Below are 18,589 nucleotides of genomic sequence, written 5' to 3'. Positions count from 1 at the left end.
CCATGGACTATAGCTATGGACTTCATTCGCTCCTTAAACTTGCTACCGGATTTGCTATTGCTGCCTTTACCGCATGGTAACTAATAGTTACAATTGCTGTGAGCACCGCTATCACACCCGCCGCTACAAATACCCACCAGGGGATTGCTATTCGGTACGCAAAGTTTTGCAGCCAGTTATGCATGGCCCACCAGGCTACCGGCGAGGCTATTAATACGGATATTGCTACCAATTTTATAAAATCTACCGATAATAACGACGTGATGGTGGCAAGGCTCGCACCTAATATTTTGCGGATGCCTATCTCCTTATTACGCTGCTCTATAGTGAATGCGGTTAAGCCAAACAGCCCCATGGTAGCCAGCAACACGGTGATATAGGTAAATATGCTAAAGACGGAAGCCAGCCTGTCCTCCGCCTTATATTGCTCGTTAAAGGCATCATCCATAAACGAATAGCTGAAAGGTGTATCGCTATCGTACTTTCTGTAAATGCTTTCCATGCTGGCCAGCAGCGTTGGCAGGTTGGTATTGGGTTTTATTTTGGCGAACATGCTGCAACCCACCTTTGCCCAATTTTTGGTGGTATCGGGTGAGATGAACAGTCCGAGTGGCGCAATGGTGGACTGCATAGAACTGAAGTTAAAATTTTTAAGCACCCCGGTGATCTGGAATTTTTCGTTCCCTGTATTAATGTAGCTGCCGACCGGGTTTGGCTTCAGGTGGAGCTTGTCGATAGCTTCTTCGTTGATCACCACTTTATTGTAGCCCCGCATACTGGCTTCAGATACCGGCGCTATTTTCCACTTTAAATTAAGCGTATTAATGTAATGATTATCAACTGATAATGCCGATAGCGCTACACTCTCATCCTTGGTTTTACCATTGATAAAATTCATGTCGTACCCCTTAAACATGGCGTAGTGCGAGGTAGCGGTATTGGCTATACCGGCGAGCGATTGAATATCCTGTTTAAAGGCCGGGTAATTTTCACCGAAGCTATTGGAAACGGGTATCATCACAATGTTTTCCCTGTCTATACCCGTATCGGCATGGCGGAAATAGTATAGTTGCCTGTCGATAATGATCCCGCAGATGATCAGCCCAACCGATATGGCAAACTGCAAAGTGGTAAATACTTTACGCACGGCTACACCGCCGGTTTGCTTGCTCATTTTGCCCTTTAGCATGGCAATAGGCTTAAAGGCCGACAGCACCAATGACGGGTAACTACCCGCAATTAAGGCGGTTAACAAAAACATCGCGACAAACAATGCAAGCACCAACGGACTGTATAAAAACGTATTGTCTATTTTTAATTGCAGTGTATTAGTAAACCACGGCTTAAAAGCATAACAAAGCAAATAGCCCAATATAAAAGAGAGCAAAGTAAATATCCCCGACTCGACATAAAACTGCAAAGCAATGGTTTTGCGGCTGGCACCGGATACCTTGCGTACCCCGACCTCTTTAGCTCGTAAGGTAGATCGGGCGGTGGATAGACTCATGTAATTCACCAGCGCCAGCAGCAATATCAGCACGGCCACCAACGGGAAGATCTTAAGGTATTTGGTGTTTGATGAATCGCCGTAATTGGAGTTCAAATGGGCATCAGTTAACGCGGTAAGGCTGAAGATCTCGCCCTCCATACTAACATCCTTGGCGGGGAGCGATTGCAGGTCGGCGCGTACAGTCGCGGTATCTGCAGGTTGTTTTAAAAGCAGGTAATTATCAAACGAGCCCGGGCCTATTCCCTGTGTACTAATTGCTTTCTTCCCTTCCTTTGTGGCCTGCAATGTGGGGCCAGATACGATGAAATTGTAATCGATAGATGAGTTGGAGGGGCTATTTTCGGCTACGCCTGTAACTTGGTAGTTATAAGTGCTGTCGGTTTTAATGGTTAGTACTTTGCCTACGGGGTTTTCGGCACCGAAATATTTATCGGCCATGTCTTTGGATAGTACCACCGAAAAGGGCTTGCTCAGCACATCCGTTTTACTACCCGATATGAGCTTAAAAGAAAAGAAATCGAAGAAATTATGATCGGCAAAGAGCAATTTTTCTCCGGCAAACTTTTGATGAGGATTCGCCTCAAGGCTAACCAAAACTTGCTTTGGATATTTCATGGTACGCGAAAATTGTTCTACGCGCGGCTGGCGTTGCTTTACCATAGGCCCGGTAACATAGCTCATGTAAGCCGTGTTCATAATATTGCCACCGATCTTTATTTGCGCTTGCAGCTTATAAATGCTTTTACCATTTACCTGGAAGCTGTCATACGTCATCTCATGCGAAACGTACATCAGTATGGTCATACAGACAGCAAGCCCAATAGCCAAACCACTGATATTGATGAGGCTGTACATTTTCTGTTTGGTGAGATGCGCAAGGCAATTTTGACGTAGTTTATTAGCATAATATTTTAGTTATTAAGTCATTTTGCTTCTCGTCATTGGGTCATTAAATCATTCCATTTTGCAAATGACTCAATGACCTAATGACCTATTCCGAGCGCAAGCTTTTCACCGGATTGGCCAATGCGGCTTTCATGGTATTGAGGCTTACTACCACAAGGGTAAGCAGCAGTATCAATCCCCCTACGGCGGCAAATACCCAAACGCTTACGTCGATATGGTAGGTGTATTTTTTTAGCCAGTTACTCATGAGGTACCAGGTTAGCGGCACGGCTATCACAAAGGCAATGGCTACCAGCTTTAAAAACTCAGTTGAGATGAGCATCAGCAGTTGTTGTACCGATGCGCCCATTACCTTGCGCACACCAATTTCGCGGAAGCGTTTTTCGATGGTAAACGATGCTAAACCGGCCAAACCGATACAGCAGATAAAGATGGCCAGCCCTGCAAAAATATTGGTGATACGGCTGATCAGTTCCTCCGTCAGGAATTTCTTGCCGAACTCCTGGTCTACAAACTGATACTCGAACAGGTTTTGCGGATTATATTTTTTAAAGATGGTTTCCAATGTGGTGATGGCCGCTTTTGGCTGTACGCCTTCTTTTAAGCGCACGTTTACCACGCTGGAGTTATTTGGGTCGTAATAGATCATCAGGGGTTCAACCGGATCATATGGAGATGCCATTACCACGTTATCAATAACGCCGGCAACGGTAAATTTACGTCCGTACTTCATTACCATCCCTACCGGGTTTTTCAATTTCATAGCTTCAACAGCGGCCTTGTTCAGTAGCATTACCGATGTATCGCCCGGGGTTTTGTTAAAATCGCGGCCCTGCAATACTTTAATGCCCATGGTTTTGGTAAAGTCGGCATCGGCTTGCAAGCCCGAGAAAATGATATCGCCATTGGCGGCCTTCCCGTCGTATTCCGGCGAGCCCGATTTCCACCAGATCTCGGTTATCGGTGATGAGGTGCGCGTAGTAGAGGTCACCAAACCAGTATTTTCCAAATCTTGTTTAATGGCCGCGTAGTTTTTATCAATATCCTGTGAAGAGGGTATCATAATCAGGTTATTGGGGTTGTAACCGATGCTCTTATCCTTGATGTGCTGGATCTGCTGGTAAACTATAATGGTAGCAGATATCAGCAGTATCGACATCACAAACTGCCCCACAACCAATATACGCCTCGGCAATACCGCGCTCTTGCCCGCCGCGAATGTGCCTTTAAGCACCTTAACCGGGTTAAATGACGACAGGTACAACGCCGGGTAACTACCCGCAACCACGCCGGTGAACAGGATGATAATTAGCGCCCCGATCAGGAAGAACGGATCGATAATACTTAGATGCAGGCTCTTGCTTACCAATAGGTTAAATGATGGCATCAGCAGGTAAACAAAGCCAATGGCCAGTACAAAGGCGATGAGCGCCAGTATGATAGACTCGAAGAAGAACTGGGTAAGCAGTTGCCTCCTGTCGGAGCCTAACGTTTTGCGGATGCCTACTTCCTTAGCGCGTTTTTCTGAACGGGCTGTAGAAAGGTTCATGAAATTCACGCAGGCTATCAGCAAAATAATGATGGCTATTACGGTGAACATGCGCACATACTCTATCATACCACCTACGTTTTTGCCGTCCTTAAATTCGCTGTACAGGTGCCATTTATTCATCGGGAAGGTCCAGTACGTGCTTATTTTATCGCCCTTCGCGTGGTCATGTTTTACTTTATCAATGTACTTATCCACTGCGGCCATGTTAGCGTTCGGCGTAGTTTGGATAAACACACTATGCGATGAACCGTTCCATTCCTTCATCCTGTTTTTAAAAAAATCTGATGATTTGTCGAAGGGCGCAATAAAATCAAACTTAAAGGTTGAATTGCCCGGAGGGTCGGCTAATACCGCTGCAATTTTATAATTTAACTGATTATCCACTTTTACCACTTTATCCATCGGGTCGTCGTTACCAAAAAATGCTTTGGCGGCAGATTCGGTAATGGCGATAGACTTAGGGTCACTTAAAACAGCAGCGGTGCTGCCTTTTATAACCTTCCAGCTAAAAATATTGAAGAACTGATCGCTCACCTGGTACGAATCTTTTTTTAGTTTGGTATTTTTATACTCAAACAGGTGCGATTCCTGGTGCGTGGTTACCACGGTGCGCAATACCTGCGGGTTGCCGCCTTCCAGCGTTTTGGCTAAAGGCAGCACCATGTTAGGGTCGGTAAAGATGGTCGGCTTAAAGTCGCGCGTAGCCATTACCTGGTAGATATTATCGTGATTCTGGTGGAACTTATCGTACGCGACCTCATCCTTTACCCATAAAAAAATGAAGATGGTACAGATCATCCCGATGGTTAACCCCAAAATGTTGGTTAACGAGAAACCCTTGTTCCTGATGAGGTTCCTCCATGCTATTTTAAAATAGTTCTTTATCATGATATTTAGGATTACACTGATTTTATTTTGTGATTACACCGATTATTTAGTCCATAGCCCATGGTCAATAGTCCATAACAGCTTCATTTGTTCAATTATTCTTTTCGGCTATGGACCATCGACCATTGACTTTCTACTCTCCGTTTTTCAAACTCTTCACCGGGTTGGCTATTGCCGCTTTTACCGATTGGATGCTGATGGTTGCCAGTGCTATAAAAGTTGCGCCACCGCCTGCTAACAGGAATACCACCCAGGTTATATTTATTTTATAAGCAAAATCCCTAAGCCAGGCACTCATGGCATACCAGCCTACCGGGATAGCGATCACGATGGCAATGATGATGAGTACCATAAACTCTGCCGCCAGCAAACCTATAATGCGGCTCACGCTGGCGCCTAATACCTTGCGAATGCCGATCTCCCTTGTTTTAACCTGTGCCGAGTACGTGGCCAACCCGAACAAGCCCAGGCATGAAATAATAATGGCTATGCCAGAGAACATGTTGAATAAGGAGCCAGTGCGCTGGTCATCGGTATATTGTTTCTTATAGCTCTCGTCCAGGAAGGTGAAGTTGAAAGGAATATCACCGTTGTACTGCTTCCACATGGCTTGTGCTGATGCAATGGCACTTTGGGCATCACGACCGGTTGTTTTCAGGTATACTTTCCAGCAGTTATTAGGGTTGTACTGAAATACCGCGGGTTCTATTTGTTTGTGAATGCTGGCGAAATGAAAGTCCTTTACCACGCCAATAATAGTTCCATTTACTGTTTGCACACGCAGCCTTTTGCCGATGGGGTTTTTAAGGCCCATTTCTTTTACGGCAGTCTCGTTGATGAGGAAGTGTGCGGAATCTGCTACGGCGCCGGTAAAGCCTGCTCCATCAATGATCTTCATTTTGAAGAAGCTCAGCAGGTCCTTATCGGCATAGATCTGGTTAAACCACATGTTGGAGTTGGCCGGTTTGCCGTCCCAATCGGTATCGCCGGTGGAACTGCCACCTGTCACAATATCGCGGCCGGCACGGGTTATACCCAATACGGCAGGGTTCTTTTGCAGCTCATTTTTAATAACGTCGTAATGCGGTATCATTTCATCGCGCATACTAAAGGATAGCACATTCCCCTTATCATACCCCAGGTTTTTATCCCTGATGTATTTTAGTTGTTTACCAATAATGAGCGTGCCGATGATCAGCACAATAGATACCGCAAATTGCAGTACCACCAATATCCTGCGAAAAGCTGCGTTACCTATGCCAATAGTTACCCGTCCTTTTAGCGCTTTTAGCGGCTCGAACGAGGAAAGCAGCAGAGCAGGGTATATGCTGGATGCGGCAAGCGTGCCAATTAGCGTAACCAAAATGCAGGCCCAGATGTTATAGCTGGACAGACTCAACGCAATTTGCTTGCCCGAGAACTGATTATAATAAGGTAACAGCACAAACATCAACGCGAAGGCAAATATGGCGGCTATTACAAACAGCAAAGTAGTTTCGGCCATAAACTGCATAAACAGCTGGAATTTGTTGGCCCCTATTATTTTGCGCATGCTTACCTCCTTGGCCCGCAGCATACTGCGCGCGGTTGACAGGTTTACATAGTTAATGCAGGCGATAACCAATATCATCAACGCTACAATACCAAAAGTGCGCACTGTGGAGATGCCGCCATCGGTGCCATCGGCTTTGTATAGGTGCATTTTAAGCAATGGTTGCGTTAGGTATGGTACCGGCGCATCTTCCGGTTTATTACGCTCATGTATGGCCTGCAATTTTTTCTCTAATGCAGTGGTGTTGACAGTGGTACCTGGTTTCAACAGCAGATAGGTTTGGAAACCAAACATGCTCCAATCAGCATCCATTGATGAGATAAAGGTTTTGTTATCATAGCTTTTTTTGTTTTTGATGTAAGCCAGGTCATTAAACCTGGCTAAGGGCATCAGAATGCGATACTTAAAGCTGGAATTTGCGGGATAATTGGGGATAACACCGGTTACTTTCAGTTGCTCATCCTGCCCAAGCGTTACCACTTTACCAATAGGATCTTCCTTGCCAAAGTATTTATCGGCCATATCCTCGGTAATTACAATGGAGCTATTATCGGGAAAAGGATGGCGCTTGTCTCCTTTAATGAGATTAAAATCAAACAAGGTAAAGTACGATGCATCGGTAAAGGCGAAATCGTCTTCATAAAAAACTTTGTCTTTATATCTGAACGGCGCGTTACCCAAAGTCATGATGCGCACAGCATCCTGTACTTCGGGCACCTCCCTTTTGGCGAAGGTTGCAACCGGCGCAATGATGTTGTTAAAGATCTGCTTGCTGATGCCCGTGCCGCCAACGATGCCTATTTTGTAAATATTATCGGCTTTGGAATTGAATTTATCGTAGCTCAATTCATCCTGCACCCAAAGCAGCATAAATAAACCAACAACCAGCCCAACCGTAAGGCCAGCCACGTTGATGGAAGCGTAAAACTTATTCCCTAAGATATTACGCCAGGCTGTTTTTAAATAATTTTTATACATGATTTATTTAGATTTCACAGATTTCTATATTGATTTCACAGATTACTTAGGTGATTTCACAGATTTTATTTTATGATTACACCGATTCTTAACTACTCCCCGTCCAACTATTCATCACTCACTACTCACTACACACCACTCACTAACTTACTCATTCTTCAAGCTATTCACCGGATTTGCCAATGCTGCTTTAACTGCCTGAAAACTTACGGTTACTACAGCTATTAAAATGGCTGTTATCCCCGCTGCTGCGATTACCCACCATTGTATGTTAATGCGATAGGCAAAATCTTGCAGCCACAGGTGCATACAGTACCAGGCCAACGGCGAGGCTACCACGATGGATATAACTACCAGCTTTACAAAATCTTTTGATAACATAGCTACAATAACGCTTACGTCGGCACCCAATACTTTGCGGATGCCTATCTCTTTGGTGCGTTGCTCTGCCGCATAAGCCGCCAGCCCGAACAAGCCCAGGCAAGCTATAATAATAGCCAGCGTGGTAAATATGATAAAGATGGTTCCCACACGCTGCTCCGAACGGTACGACGCGTCAAAATCCTGATCCATAAAGGAGTAATTCATTTGCATAGGCGAAAACCCTGACCATTTGTTTTTGATCTGCGACATTAAACCCGGCAGGTTAGCTGTATTTACCCGCAGGCTGATGGAGCCGTTGTTTTCGGCAAGGTGGATAATGAGCGGTTCAATTTTTTCGTGCATCGAGCTATAATGAAAATCCTTCATCACTCCTATCACCTCGTATTTCAGGGCATTTACTGGTTTGGTTCTACTGCCGTTCGACTCGTACAGCGTTTGGCCCAAGGTGTTTTTATACCCCAGGAATTTGGCAGCAGCTTCGTTGATAATAATTACCGACGAATCGCTCAACCTGTCTTTGTCAAAGTTGCGGCCGGCTGCCATTTTTATATCCAGCGTAGGTATCCAATCGCTATCAACCTCCCAAAATTGCGGGAAAATGGAGTTCTTTTGGTCAAGCGTGGCATCTTTAAAAAAGATGGACGTACTGCGCCGATTTACCGATACGGGCAGGAAGTCCGTCATGGTGGCGCTGGTTACGCCGGGCAATTGCGTCAGTTCGTTCTTAAAATTTTTCGTCTCTTTGTTAAGCTCGTAGGCATTTTGTATCACCAGCACCTGGTTACGATTGAAGCCGAGGTTTGTGGTTTGAATGAAGTTCAACTGATTTTTGATGACAAGCGTACCCATTATCAGAAATACCGATATGCCGAACTGGAAAACCACCAAAAAGCTGCGCAAACCACCGCCTTTAAAACCGGCTGAAAGTTTGCCCTTCAGCACATCTATCGGCTGGAAAGCCGACAGAAAGAACGCCGGGTACGAACCGGCCAACGAACCAACAACCAATACAATAAGCGCAGATACCGGCAATAACCAGAGCAATGTTGATTGTGTAATAGCTATATCCTTCCCGGCAAGCTGGTTAAACAACGGCAGCAATGCTATAGCGGCAAAAAGCGCGATAATGGTTGCAAAGAAGGTGATCATGATAGATTCTGACAGGAATTGCGCGATAAGGTATTTGCGTGGCGAACCAAGTACTTTACGTACACCAACTTCGCGGGCGCGGTTTGATGAGCGGGCAGTAGAAAGATTCATGAAGTTTACACAGGCTATTAATAATATAAATATGGCAATGGCCGAGAAGATGTAAACGTATTGCGTGGTACCGTTTGCACCCAATTCGCCTGTACGGTTAGATTTGAGGTGGATATCGGTAAGCGGCGTAAGGTTTAAACGGAAATAGCTGCCGCTTTTTTCAAAGTCGGCGTAGCTCATGCCTATCTCGCTTTTCATCTGGTCACCACTCATTTTAAGCAGAAAGGCATCTAAGCTTCCGGCGAGCTTTTTAGCGTCTTTAGCGTCCTTCAGCAATACATAGGTATTATAATCATTACGCAGCCAGGCATTTGAACGGCTATCCGCCCAGGTGGCCATCGATAAAAAGAAATCGAAATTAAAGTGCGAGTTTTTCGGCACATCTTTTATCACCCCGGTGATATTAAAACTTTGATTGTCGTTTATCACCATCATCTTACCAACCACATCCGTTTTATCAAAATATTTTTTGGCGTTGCTTTCGGTTAATACTACCGAGTTCGGTTCTGCAAGGGCGGTTTTAGCGTCGCCGCTAATCAATGGTAACGTAAAAACATTAAATAGAGATGGATCGGCAAAGGCAACCTTGTTCTCTACCATATTCACCTCACCCTTTTTAACGTGCATGTTGTATGCGTTCTTTATTCGCACAGCATCTTCTACGTATGGGTATTCGGCAACCAATGTTTTGGCCAGCGGCGGCATTACTACAGCATAATCTTTTCGGTTCTCCCCCAGTTTAAGGTCGGCATTTACGCGGAAGATGCGCTCGCTTTTGGTATTGTAGCGGTCATAGCTCAATTCATCTGCTACATAAAAAACAATAAGCAGGCAAGCGCCAAGCCCAAGGGCCAGCCCCAAAATGTTGATAGCCGTAAAGCCTTTATTTTTTAAGAGGCTACGGAATGCTGTTTTTATATAGTTTCTGAACATGATTGTCATTTTGATTACACAGATCTGAAAATTGATTTCACAGATTGCGCTGATTCTTATTAATTCTTGATTCTTGTCTCTTGATTCTATTCCGATCTAAGGCTCTTCACCGGGTTTGCCAATGCGGCTTTTATCGCCTGGAAGCTCACGGTTATAATGGATATCATAATGGTTACTACCGCGGCGGTTATAAACACCCATATGCTGATAGGCACCCTATAAGTGTATCCCTGCAGCCACGTATGCATACCGTACCAGGCCAACGGCGTAGCTATTAAAAATGCAATGGCAACCAGCTTTAAAAAGTCTTTAGATAGCATGGAGCTAACACCTATTACCGATGCGCCAAGCACCTTACGTACACCAATTTCTTTAATGCGGTTCTGCGCCATATAAGTTGCCAAGCCAAAGAGACCCAGGCAGGATATAAAGATGGTTAAGCCCGCAAAAAGTGTTGCCAGGGTGCCGGTACGTTGTTCATCCTTAAATTTTTTGGCGTATTCATCGTCCACAAAATGGTAGTCGAAAGGGTACTCTGAGTTAAAATTCTTGAACACGCCTTCCGCCAGTTTAAGGTTTTGGGCGGTAGTATTTTTTTCGTTGAGTTTATAATGGATAACATTGAACCATGCTTTTGGCCCTTGTATTACCATTGGCTTAACGGGCTCATAAGGAGATTGCAATATAAAATCTTTCACCACTCCTACTACAGTCATTTTAGTATCGCCGTTCTTAACAATTTGGCCTATCGGATCTTTAAAGCCCATTATTTTCACAGATGCCTGGTTCAGCATAATAGCGAGCGAATCTGAGGGGTATTTCACCGCGTCAATATCCCGGCCCTCAACTATTTTTAAACCCATTGTTTGGGTGAAGGAGCCATCGGTATTATACACGTTAAAGTCTATTTTAGCGCCCTCCTGCTTGCCGGTCCAGCTAAAGTCCCATGTATCGCTCCATCCCTCGGTCATAGGCGCGCTGGTTTTTGATACGGATGTGGCCGCACCGCTGGTAAGCAACTCGTTACGAATAAGTTTATAATTTTTTTCTACGTTACCCGACATGAAACTGTACACGAGGTTGTTCTTTTTGTAGCCGGTATCGCGGTTTTGTGCATACTCTAACTGTTCGCGTACAACTATGGTAGAGATGATGAGTACAATAGCAAAAGTGAATTGTGTAACCACCAAAACCTTGCGGGGCGAAAGGGCTGCATTAGCCGCCCTGAACGTCCCTTTTAATACCTTTACGGGGATGAACGACGATAGGTATAACGCAGGATAACTGCCTGATAAAACTCCCGTAAATAATATAAATGATACAGATATAATCCAGAATACCGGGTTGCTGTAAGGGATGAATAATTGTTTATCTGTTAAGTTATTGAAGCCTGAAAGTGAAACTTGTACAATGAGAAGCGCCAATATGCCCGCCAAGAAAGCGATCATGATACTTTCGCCGAGGAACTGTGTGATAAGGCTGCCCTTTGATGCCCCAACCACTTTACGGATGCCCACCTCTTTGGCGCGTTTCTCGCTACGGGCGGTACTTAGGTTCATGAAATTAATGCAGGCGATCAGCAAAATAAATACCGCAATAATGCTGAACAACCTGATGGTTTCTATACGGCCGCCTACAATTTTGCCGTTCTCGAATTTAGAATACAAACGCCATTTGGTGGCGGGATGCATAAATACGTCGATGTCCTTGATCTCGGAATGCGAACGGGTTATGTTTTTAACTTGTGTATTTGCAGCCGCTTCGGTTATGTCGGGTTTTAAAAGTGCCCAGGTTTGTACCGAATTGTTACCCCAGTTCTTCTCTACTTGTTTGTCTACTTTCTCCATGTACGTCCACGGCATCAGGTATTCAAAATCGAATTGGGTATTATTAGGCAGGTCTTTCATCACAGCGGTAACCGTAAAATAGTCTACACTGTCTATCTTGATGGTTTTGCCCATTGGGTCCTCATCTCCGAACAACTTTTTTGCTGTTTTTTCAGTGAGGACAATATTTTTCATTTCGTTTAGTGCTGTTTTTGGATTTCCTTTTACCAGCGGAAAACTGAACATTGTGAGAAAATCCGGATCGGTGTGATTTCCGGCAAGCACGAGGTGCTTTTCGCCTAAAGTGAATAGAAAATTAGCCCGTGTAGTACGTGCAACCTGCTCTATCTGCGGGTAATCCTGCTTAAGGCTGCTGCGCATTATTTTTGGCGTAGTACCCCAGCACCACATTTTACCATCAAAAACCGAGCGGTTATACATCTGGTAAAGGCGGTCTTTATTAGTGTGGAACTGATCGTAGCTTACCTCGTTTTGCACCCAAAACAAAATAAGGGCGGCACTGGCCATCCCAACAGCTAAACCGGCAATATTTATTGCAGTAAAGCCCTTGTTTTTCAACAAGTTACGCCAGGTTATTTTAAGGTAATTTTTGAACATGATTACACAGATTTAATTTATTGATTTCACAGATCACAATGATTATCAATCTATCCCACAAAAAAAGCACTTGCCAATTACCCAAAAAACGGGGCAAAACTCAAGCATCCCACCACCAATTTGCATTGGCGGTGGGTAAAGCCGGAGGCACACTTAACTAAATATTAATCAAAAAGGTTAACCCAGCCTCACCTAAATCCTCTCCAAAGGAGAGGACTTTTGATAACCAACCCTTCTCCTTTGGAGAAGGTGCCCAAAGGGCGGATGAGGCTATTAAATATTGGTGTTATACCATGATGTTTTCCATCACGGTTTGTCCGTCTAACAAACGGATGATGCGGTGACTGTAGCGGGCGTCGTGCTCAGAGTGCGTAACCATAATGATAGTTGTACCCTGCTCATTCAGGTCTGTCAACAATTCCATTACATCGTTACCGTTGCTGCTATCCAGGTTACCGGTAGGCTCATCCGCAAGGATAAGTTTTGGTTTGTTTACAACCGCACGGGCAATGGCCACACGCTGTTGCTGACCACCCGATAGCTGTTGCGGGTAGTGGTTGCGGCGATGCATGATCTGCATTTTATCCAACACTTCCTCCACGCGTTTAACACGGTCGGCACTGCTTACGCCGGTGTAGATCAATGGCAACTCAACGTTTTCAAAAACGGTAAGCTCGTCTATCAGGTTAAAGCTTTGGAAAACGAAACCGATGTTGTGCTTGCGCAGGTCGGCACGTTTACGTTCATTAAAGTGGGCAATCTCAACACCGTTGAAAACGTAGCTGCCGTTATCCGGATCGTCCAGCATACCCAAAATGTTTAGCAGTGTAGATTTACCGCAACCGGATGGGCCCATGATGGCCACAAACTCGCCGGTGTTAACTTCCATCGACAGCTTGTTTAGTGCAATGGTCTCTACCTCTTCTGTGCGGTAAAATTTCTCAAGATTTGTAATTTTTATCATTTGGCCTCCCTTAAACCCTTCCGCCGGCTAAAGCGAAAGGGCTATTTTTGATTTAATTGTGATTTGTATATTTTTAATTAATTATTTGCTTTCTCGTTTATGGCTGCTGCCCGTCAGGGTTTCTTCAGCACCAGTTCCTGTATATCGGTATAGTTCTCGTAGCTCGATGTTACTACTTTGTCGCCAGGTTTTAAGCCTTGCAATACTTCATAATAATCAGGGTTTTGGCGACCAATTTGAATATCAACCTTGTAAGCTGTTTTGCCATCGTCTGATACTTTAAAGATCCAGTTACCGCCGGTTTGCTGGAAAAAGCCACCTTTAGGCACTAATAAAGCGGTTGTCTCGTCGCTTAAAGAAAGGCGTATTTGCAGGGTTTGTCCTTTGCGGATGCCCTTAGGCACTTCGCCTACAAACTGCATATCTACCTGGAAACGGCCGCTGGTAACCTGTGTAAATACCTTTTTTATTACCAATTTATAGGTTTTGTTAGCAAAACTAAAATCGCCCATTAAGCCGGTGTAAATGCGGCTTAAATAGTGCTCTTCTACGTCTACCCTTACTTTAAAGCCGTTTTGCGCATCTATCTGGCCCAAGTGTTCGCCTTTGTTTTTGTTTTGCCCTACTTCAGCATCCATCGATGTTAACTGACCGTCTATAGGTGCACGTACAGTTAGGTCGGCCACTTTTTTACGCATCAGCTCGAGTGTGCTCTTCATGTGGGCGTATTGCTCACGGGCCTGGTCTGCTTCCTGTTTGGTTAACGAAGTATCTTGCTTTAAGATCTGCGTAGTCAATTTTTTGCGCCTCACCTGGTAAGCATAAGCATTTTCGGCAGCTTTATATTCCTGCAAGCCTATCGCTTTCTGGTCTAGTAATCTCTTATCCAACAGGTAAACGCGTTCAGCTTCTTTATAAGCATTATCTACATCGGCCATTTGGTTTAGTTTGGTGATGGTGTTTTGCTGTGCGCTGTTATGCGAGATCTGCATCTGCGTTTGCGCCGCGTATACGGCTGTTTCCTGGTTGGCCAGATTTAGTTCAAGGTCGGTGTTGGCTAACTTGATGATCGGGTCGCCTTTTTTAAGGTTTGCGCCATCTTCCACATATTTCTCTTCAACACGGCCACCTTCAACTGCATCCAAATAAATGGTAGTAAGCGGCATCACTACGCCATTAACAGGGATGAACTCCTGGAACGGACCTTTTTTTATTTCGCTAACAGTTATGCGTTCGGTATCTACGTTTAACTTGCTTTTGCTGGAAGCGGTGCTGATGATCATCCAACCGCCAAATAAAACTGCTGCTGTTATACCGGCTATAGTTACAAGCCTTTTGGTACCCCATGTCTTTTTTTGTATTACTCTGTCCACTGTATAAATCTTATTATTTTGTTGATAGATACAAAAACACATGCCACAAATTAAATTACTGTATTTCAGCCAATTAAACCCATTTAGCTAAATTACACCGTACGCTATTGTTACAGCATGTGTTCGGTATTGATACAATGGCTTTTTTGGGTTCATAGTTGATGGATAATGGTTCATGGTTGATTATCAAGACTATAGCTATTATACTATAAATGGTATGATATTTAACAAGCAAATACTAAATTGCATGGGTGATAAAACTTTGGGATGATATAGATAATAAGCTATGCACCAATGAACAAATGAACTATTGAACCAATGAACTAATATGATACTTAAAAAAGCGACCGTTTTAATTGTTGACGACGACCCCGATGTACTAACGGCTGTTAAGTTATTACTTAAAACAGAAACACAGGAAATTATCACCGAAAAGAACCCCGAGAACCTGAACTGGCTGCTACAACGCAACCAGGTTGACCTGGTGCTGCTGGATATGAACTTTAACAGCGCCATTAATACCGGCAACGAAGGTATTTACTGGCTGCGTAAAATTAAAGAGTGGAAACCAAACGTTTGCGTGATCATGATCACCGCGTATGGGGATATAGACCTTGCGGTGCGCTCGCTGAAAGAAGGCGCCAACGATTTTGTGGTGAAGCCTTGGCATAACGAGAAACTGATAGAGACCATTAAAGACCTGCTTGATAAAAAGGAAGGCACCAGCAAAACCAGCAAGCCATCGGGCAAAAGCAATGCGGGGACATCCATACTGGGCGATTCGGAAGTGATGGAGGATATCTTCCATAAAGTGAATAAGATTGCCCCTACCGATGCCAATATTTTGATACTGGGCGAAAACGGTACGGGTAAAGACCTGATGGCAAAAGCTATCCACGAACGTTCGCTGCGTGCAGATAAGCCGTTTATCAAAGTGGATGTTGGCGCGTTAACCGATAGCTTGTTCGAGAGCGAACTCTTCGGCCACAAAAAAGGCGCTTATACCGATGCGCGTGAAGACCGCATGGGCCGCTTTGAAGAAGCTGAAGGCGGTACTTTGTTCCTGGATGAAATTGGCAACATCAGCCTGCAGCAACAGGCCAAATTGCTTACCATACTGCAAAACAGGCAGGTAACACGATTAGGCACCAACAAAGCCATTGATATTAATATCCGCCTCATTTGCGCTACAAACGTGCCGCTAAGCGAACTGGCCAATGAGAATAAATTCCGGAAAGATTTGATATACCGTATCAACACTGTAGAGATAAATATGCCGCCATTGCGCCGCCGTAACGAAGATATTGTGATACTGGCCCGCCACTTTGCCAAGCTTTATGCCAGCAAATACCTAAAACCGAGCGTTGATTTTGACAGCGCGGCTTTAACAAAATTAAAATCGTACAACTTCCCCGGCAACGTACGCGAGTTGCAATATACCATTGAGCGTGCGGTAATTATGGCAGACGACCATATTCTACGCCCGGATGACCTGATCTTTTCAATACTTGAAACACCCGGTGAAACCCTTTCCGAGGACGACAGCAACATCCCGCTGAGCGCGATGGAGAAGAACGCCATTCTCCGCGTTATAGAAAAACACAGCGGCAATATTACCCGCGCCGCAAAAGAACTCGGTTTAACCCGCACCGCCCTTTACCGCAGATTGAGCAAGTATGACATTTAACCGTTACGAATGGCGGCTACTGCTGCGGGTCATATTCCTTTTTATTGCCATTACGGCTACCTCTGTACTGGTGGTATCGGGCAGGGCCAATTACATTTATGGGGTGCTTACCATACCTATGGTGGTATTTTCTGTACTCGACCTCATCCGTTTTCAGCGCAAGGCGCAGGACGAGGTGAACCAGTTTGTAGAATCTATCCACTACCGCGATTTTAGTCGCCACTTTGATGTTCGCCGCGCACCAAACGAGCTGAAACCACTCCGTAAAGGATTCAACGAGATCAACACCACCTTTAAACTTATCAGTCGCGAACGCGAAACGCAGTACCATTACCTGCAAAAGATATTGGAACTGGTAGATACCGGCCTGCTCTCCTACGAACAGGAAACCGGCGAAACCGGCTGGATAAACGAAGCCTTTAAAACCCTTATTGGTGTCCCCTATCTAAAAACCATTCACTCGCTTGAAAAACGCGAGCCGGAACTCTATTCAGATATCATTAAACTAAAGCCCGGCGACGCGCAGGTACTCAGCATCACCCGTAATCAGCAACAGGTAAAAATGCTGGTATCGGCCAGTATTATGCGCAGCGATGAGAAGATGTATAAGCTGGTGGCCTTCCAGAACGTGAGCGAGGCTTTGGACGAGACCGAATCAAAGGCCTGGTCGAAACTGCTGAACGTAATGACGCACGAGATCATGAACTCGGTTGCGCCGATCTCTTCGCTGGCGGATACCCTGAAAAACCGCCTGCAAAGCCCGGAGATAACCGGCGGTATAGCTAACTCCGACCTGGAAGATATTGAACTGGGGATAGATACCATTAAACGCCGCAGCGAAGGCCTGCTTAAATTTACCGAAAGCTACCGCAGCCTTAACAAGATCACCAAGCTGGACCTGACCAAGATATTGGTGCGCAACATGTTCGAGAACCTCAACAGCCTGATGCGCCCAACCCTGGAAAAAAAGCATATCGAACTGGAGATCATCCTCCGCGACCCCGCATTGGCTATTGAAGCAGACATCAACCTCATCGACCAGGTAATGATCAACCTGTTGGTGAACGCCATTGAGGCTGTAAAAGACAAGCCTGAGCCACGCATTACCCTCAGCGCCGAAGCAAAAGGCAATGGCAAAGTGCTGGTGAAAATTATGGATAACGGCCTTGGCATGCCACCGGAATTACTGGATAAGATCTTTATCCCATTTTTTAGTACCCGAAAAACCGGCAGTGGTATTGGGTTGAGCCTTTGTAAACAGATCATGCTGTTGCACAAGGGCAACATCCAGGTACAATCTACCGATGGTAAGGGCGCTACATTTATATTGCAGTTTTAGCCCCCTCCGCACCCTGAAGGGGGAACTTTTGATTAGCACGACTTGAGTTCTTTCAACAACAACGTCATGCCGAATTTATTTCGGCACCCCACAGGCAAAGTGACCAACCGTGCAAATCGCTACGCCGTGAGGATTACTCGTTTGCGATGTGCCTTAAATGATTATAATCGATGAATAAGAAAACCATTTTTGCTATTTCTGGCAGTTTAAGGGTTGGCTCAACCAATCATAATATTCTGAAACACGTTGGCACCTTACTTCCACCGAAATTCGATTACCACATTTACGATGCCCTCGCTACCATCCCACCTTTCGACCCGGGTTTGGATAATGACACGCCGCCGCAAGCCGTCGCAGAGCTTCGCGGTCTTATCTCCAACGCCGATGCCATCATCATCTGCACGCCCGAATATGCCTACGGTGTACCCGGCCAGCTTAAAAACGCTTTAGACTGGATGGTCAGCAGCGGCACGTTTGTAGACAAATCCGTTTCCCTTATCACCGCATCCTTAGGCGGCGATGCTTGCCACGCGGCGATGCTGCTGATATTAGGTGCGATCAATTCTACCGTAATACCAGAAGCTACTTTGCTGATACAATTCATCCGCTCTAAAATGGGCGCGGATGGGGAGATTGTGGATGGGGAGACGCGGGAGGAAGTTAAAAGGGTTGTAGAGGATTTACTAAAAGCGATTGGCTAAGCGCTTTGTTCAGTCGCTTTGATGTCAGGTTTATCTCCAAAAGTATGACTAACGCATATATTGAGCCTGTAAATACTATCGATAACAAACCATCTATTAGGACGTCACCCAATAAAAA

Annotated in this window: 10 protein-coding genes; 3 read left to right on the top strand and 7 right to left on the bottom strand. The window is 45.0% G+C overall.

Annotated elements, in window-relative coordinates; genetic code table 11:
• Window positions 1-22: 22 nt before the first annotated feature.
• The 7 genes from EPL05_RS15310 to EPL05_RS15280 all read right to left on the bottom strand — a co-directional run bounded on the left by EPL05_RS15310 (window position 23) and on the right by EPL05_RS15280 (window position 14,744).
• A complete protein-coding gene (locus tag EPL05_RS15310; protein WP_128534854.1) occupies window positions 23-2,365 on the bottom strand; it encodes an ABC transporter permease in 2,343 nt (780 codons plus the stop codon).
• Between the two features lie 136 nt (window positions 2,366-2,501).
• A complete protein-coding gene (locus EPL05_RS15305) occupies window positions 2,502-4,856 on the bottom strand; it encodes an ABC transporter permease (RefSeq protein ID WP_128534853.1) in 2,355 nt (784 codons plus the stop codon).
• Window positions 4,857-4,989: 133 nt separating this feature from the next.
• Window positions 4,990-7,386 (bottom strand): ABC transporter permease, encoded by a 2,397-nt coding sequence (locus tag EPL05_RS15300; RefSeq protein WP_128534852.1) that lies wholly within the window; start codon window positions 7,384-7,386, stop codon window positions 4,990-4,992.
• A 147-nt stretch (window positions 7,387-7,533) separates the two neighbouring features.
• Complete coding sequence (locus tag EPL05_RS15295; protein WP_128534851.1) at window positions 7,534-9,963, bottom strand: ABC transporter permease; 2,430 nt, start codon at window positions 9,961-9,963, stop codon at window positions 7,534-7,536.
• 86 nt (window positions 9,964-10,049) lie between these two features.
• A complete protein-coding gene (locus EPL05_RS15290) occupies window positions 10,050-12,407 on the bottom strand; it encodes an ABC transporter permease (RefSeq protein WP_128534850.1) in 2,358 nt (785 codons plus the stop codon).
• 286 nt (window positions 12,408-12,693) lie between these two features.
• A complete protein-coding gene (locus EPL05_RS15285; RefSeq protein WP_128534849.1) occupies window positions 12,694-13,371 on the bottom strand; it encodes an ABC transporter ATP-binding protein in 678 nt (225 codons plus the stop codon).
• Window positions 13,372-13,484: 113 nt separating this feature from the next.
• Window positions 13,485-14,744, bottom strand: a complete 1,260-nt coding sequence (locus EPL05_RS15280) for an efflux RND transporter periplasmic adaptor subunit (RefSeq protein WP_128534848.1) — start codon at window positions 14,742-14,744, stop codon at window positions 13,485-13,487.
• 328 nt (window positions 14,745-15,072) lie between these two features.
• Between EPL05_RS15280 and EPL05_RS15275 the strand changes: the two genes are divergently transcribed.
• From EPL05_RS15275 to EPL05_RS15265, 3 genes are all read left to right on the top strand, one after another.
• Window positions 15,073-16,431, top strand: a complete 1,359-nt coding sequence (locus EPL05_RS15275; RefSeq protein WP_128534847.1) for a sigma-54-dependent transcriptional regulator — start codon at window positions 15,073-15,075, stop codon at window positions 16,429-16,431.
• Window positions 16,421-17,770: a sensor histidine kinase gene (locus EPL05_RS15270; protein WP_128534846.1), complete on the top strand. Its 1,350-nt coding sequence runs from the start codon at window positions 16,421-16,423 to the stop codon at window positions 17,768-17,770. The genes EPL05_RS15275 and EPL05_RS15270 overlap by 11 nt, the downstream gene beginning before the upstream one ends.
• A 170-nt stretch (window positions 17,771-17,940) precedes the next feature.
• Window positions 17,941-18,471 (top strand): NADPH-dependent FMN reductase, encoded by a 531-nt coding sequence (locus tag EPL05_RS15265; RefSeq protein WP_128534845.1) that lies wholly within the window; start codon window positions 17,941-17,943, stop codon window positions 18,469-18,471.
• Window positions 18,472-18,589 lie beyond the last annotated feature (118 nt).

The sequence above is a fragment of the Mucilaginibacter gilvus genome (assembly GCF_004054195.1).
GTDB lineage: Bacteria > Bacteroidota > Bacteroidia > Sphingobacteriales > Sphingobacteriaceae > Mucilaginibacter > Mucilaginibacter gilvus.
Note: the sequence above shows the minus strand (reverse complement) of the source record. Positions and strands in the feature narration are given on the sequence as shown.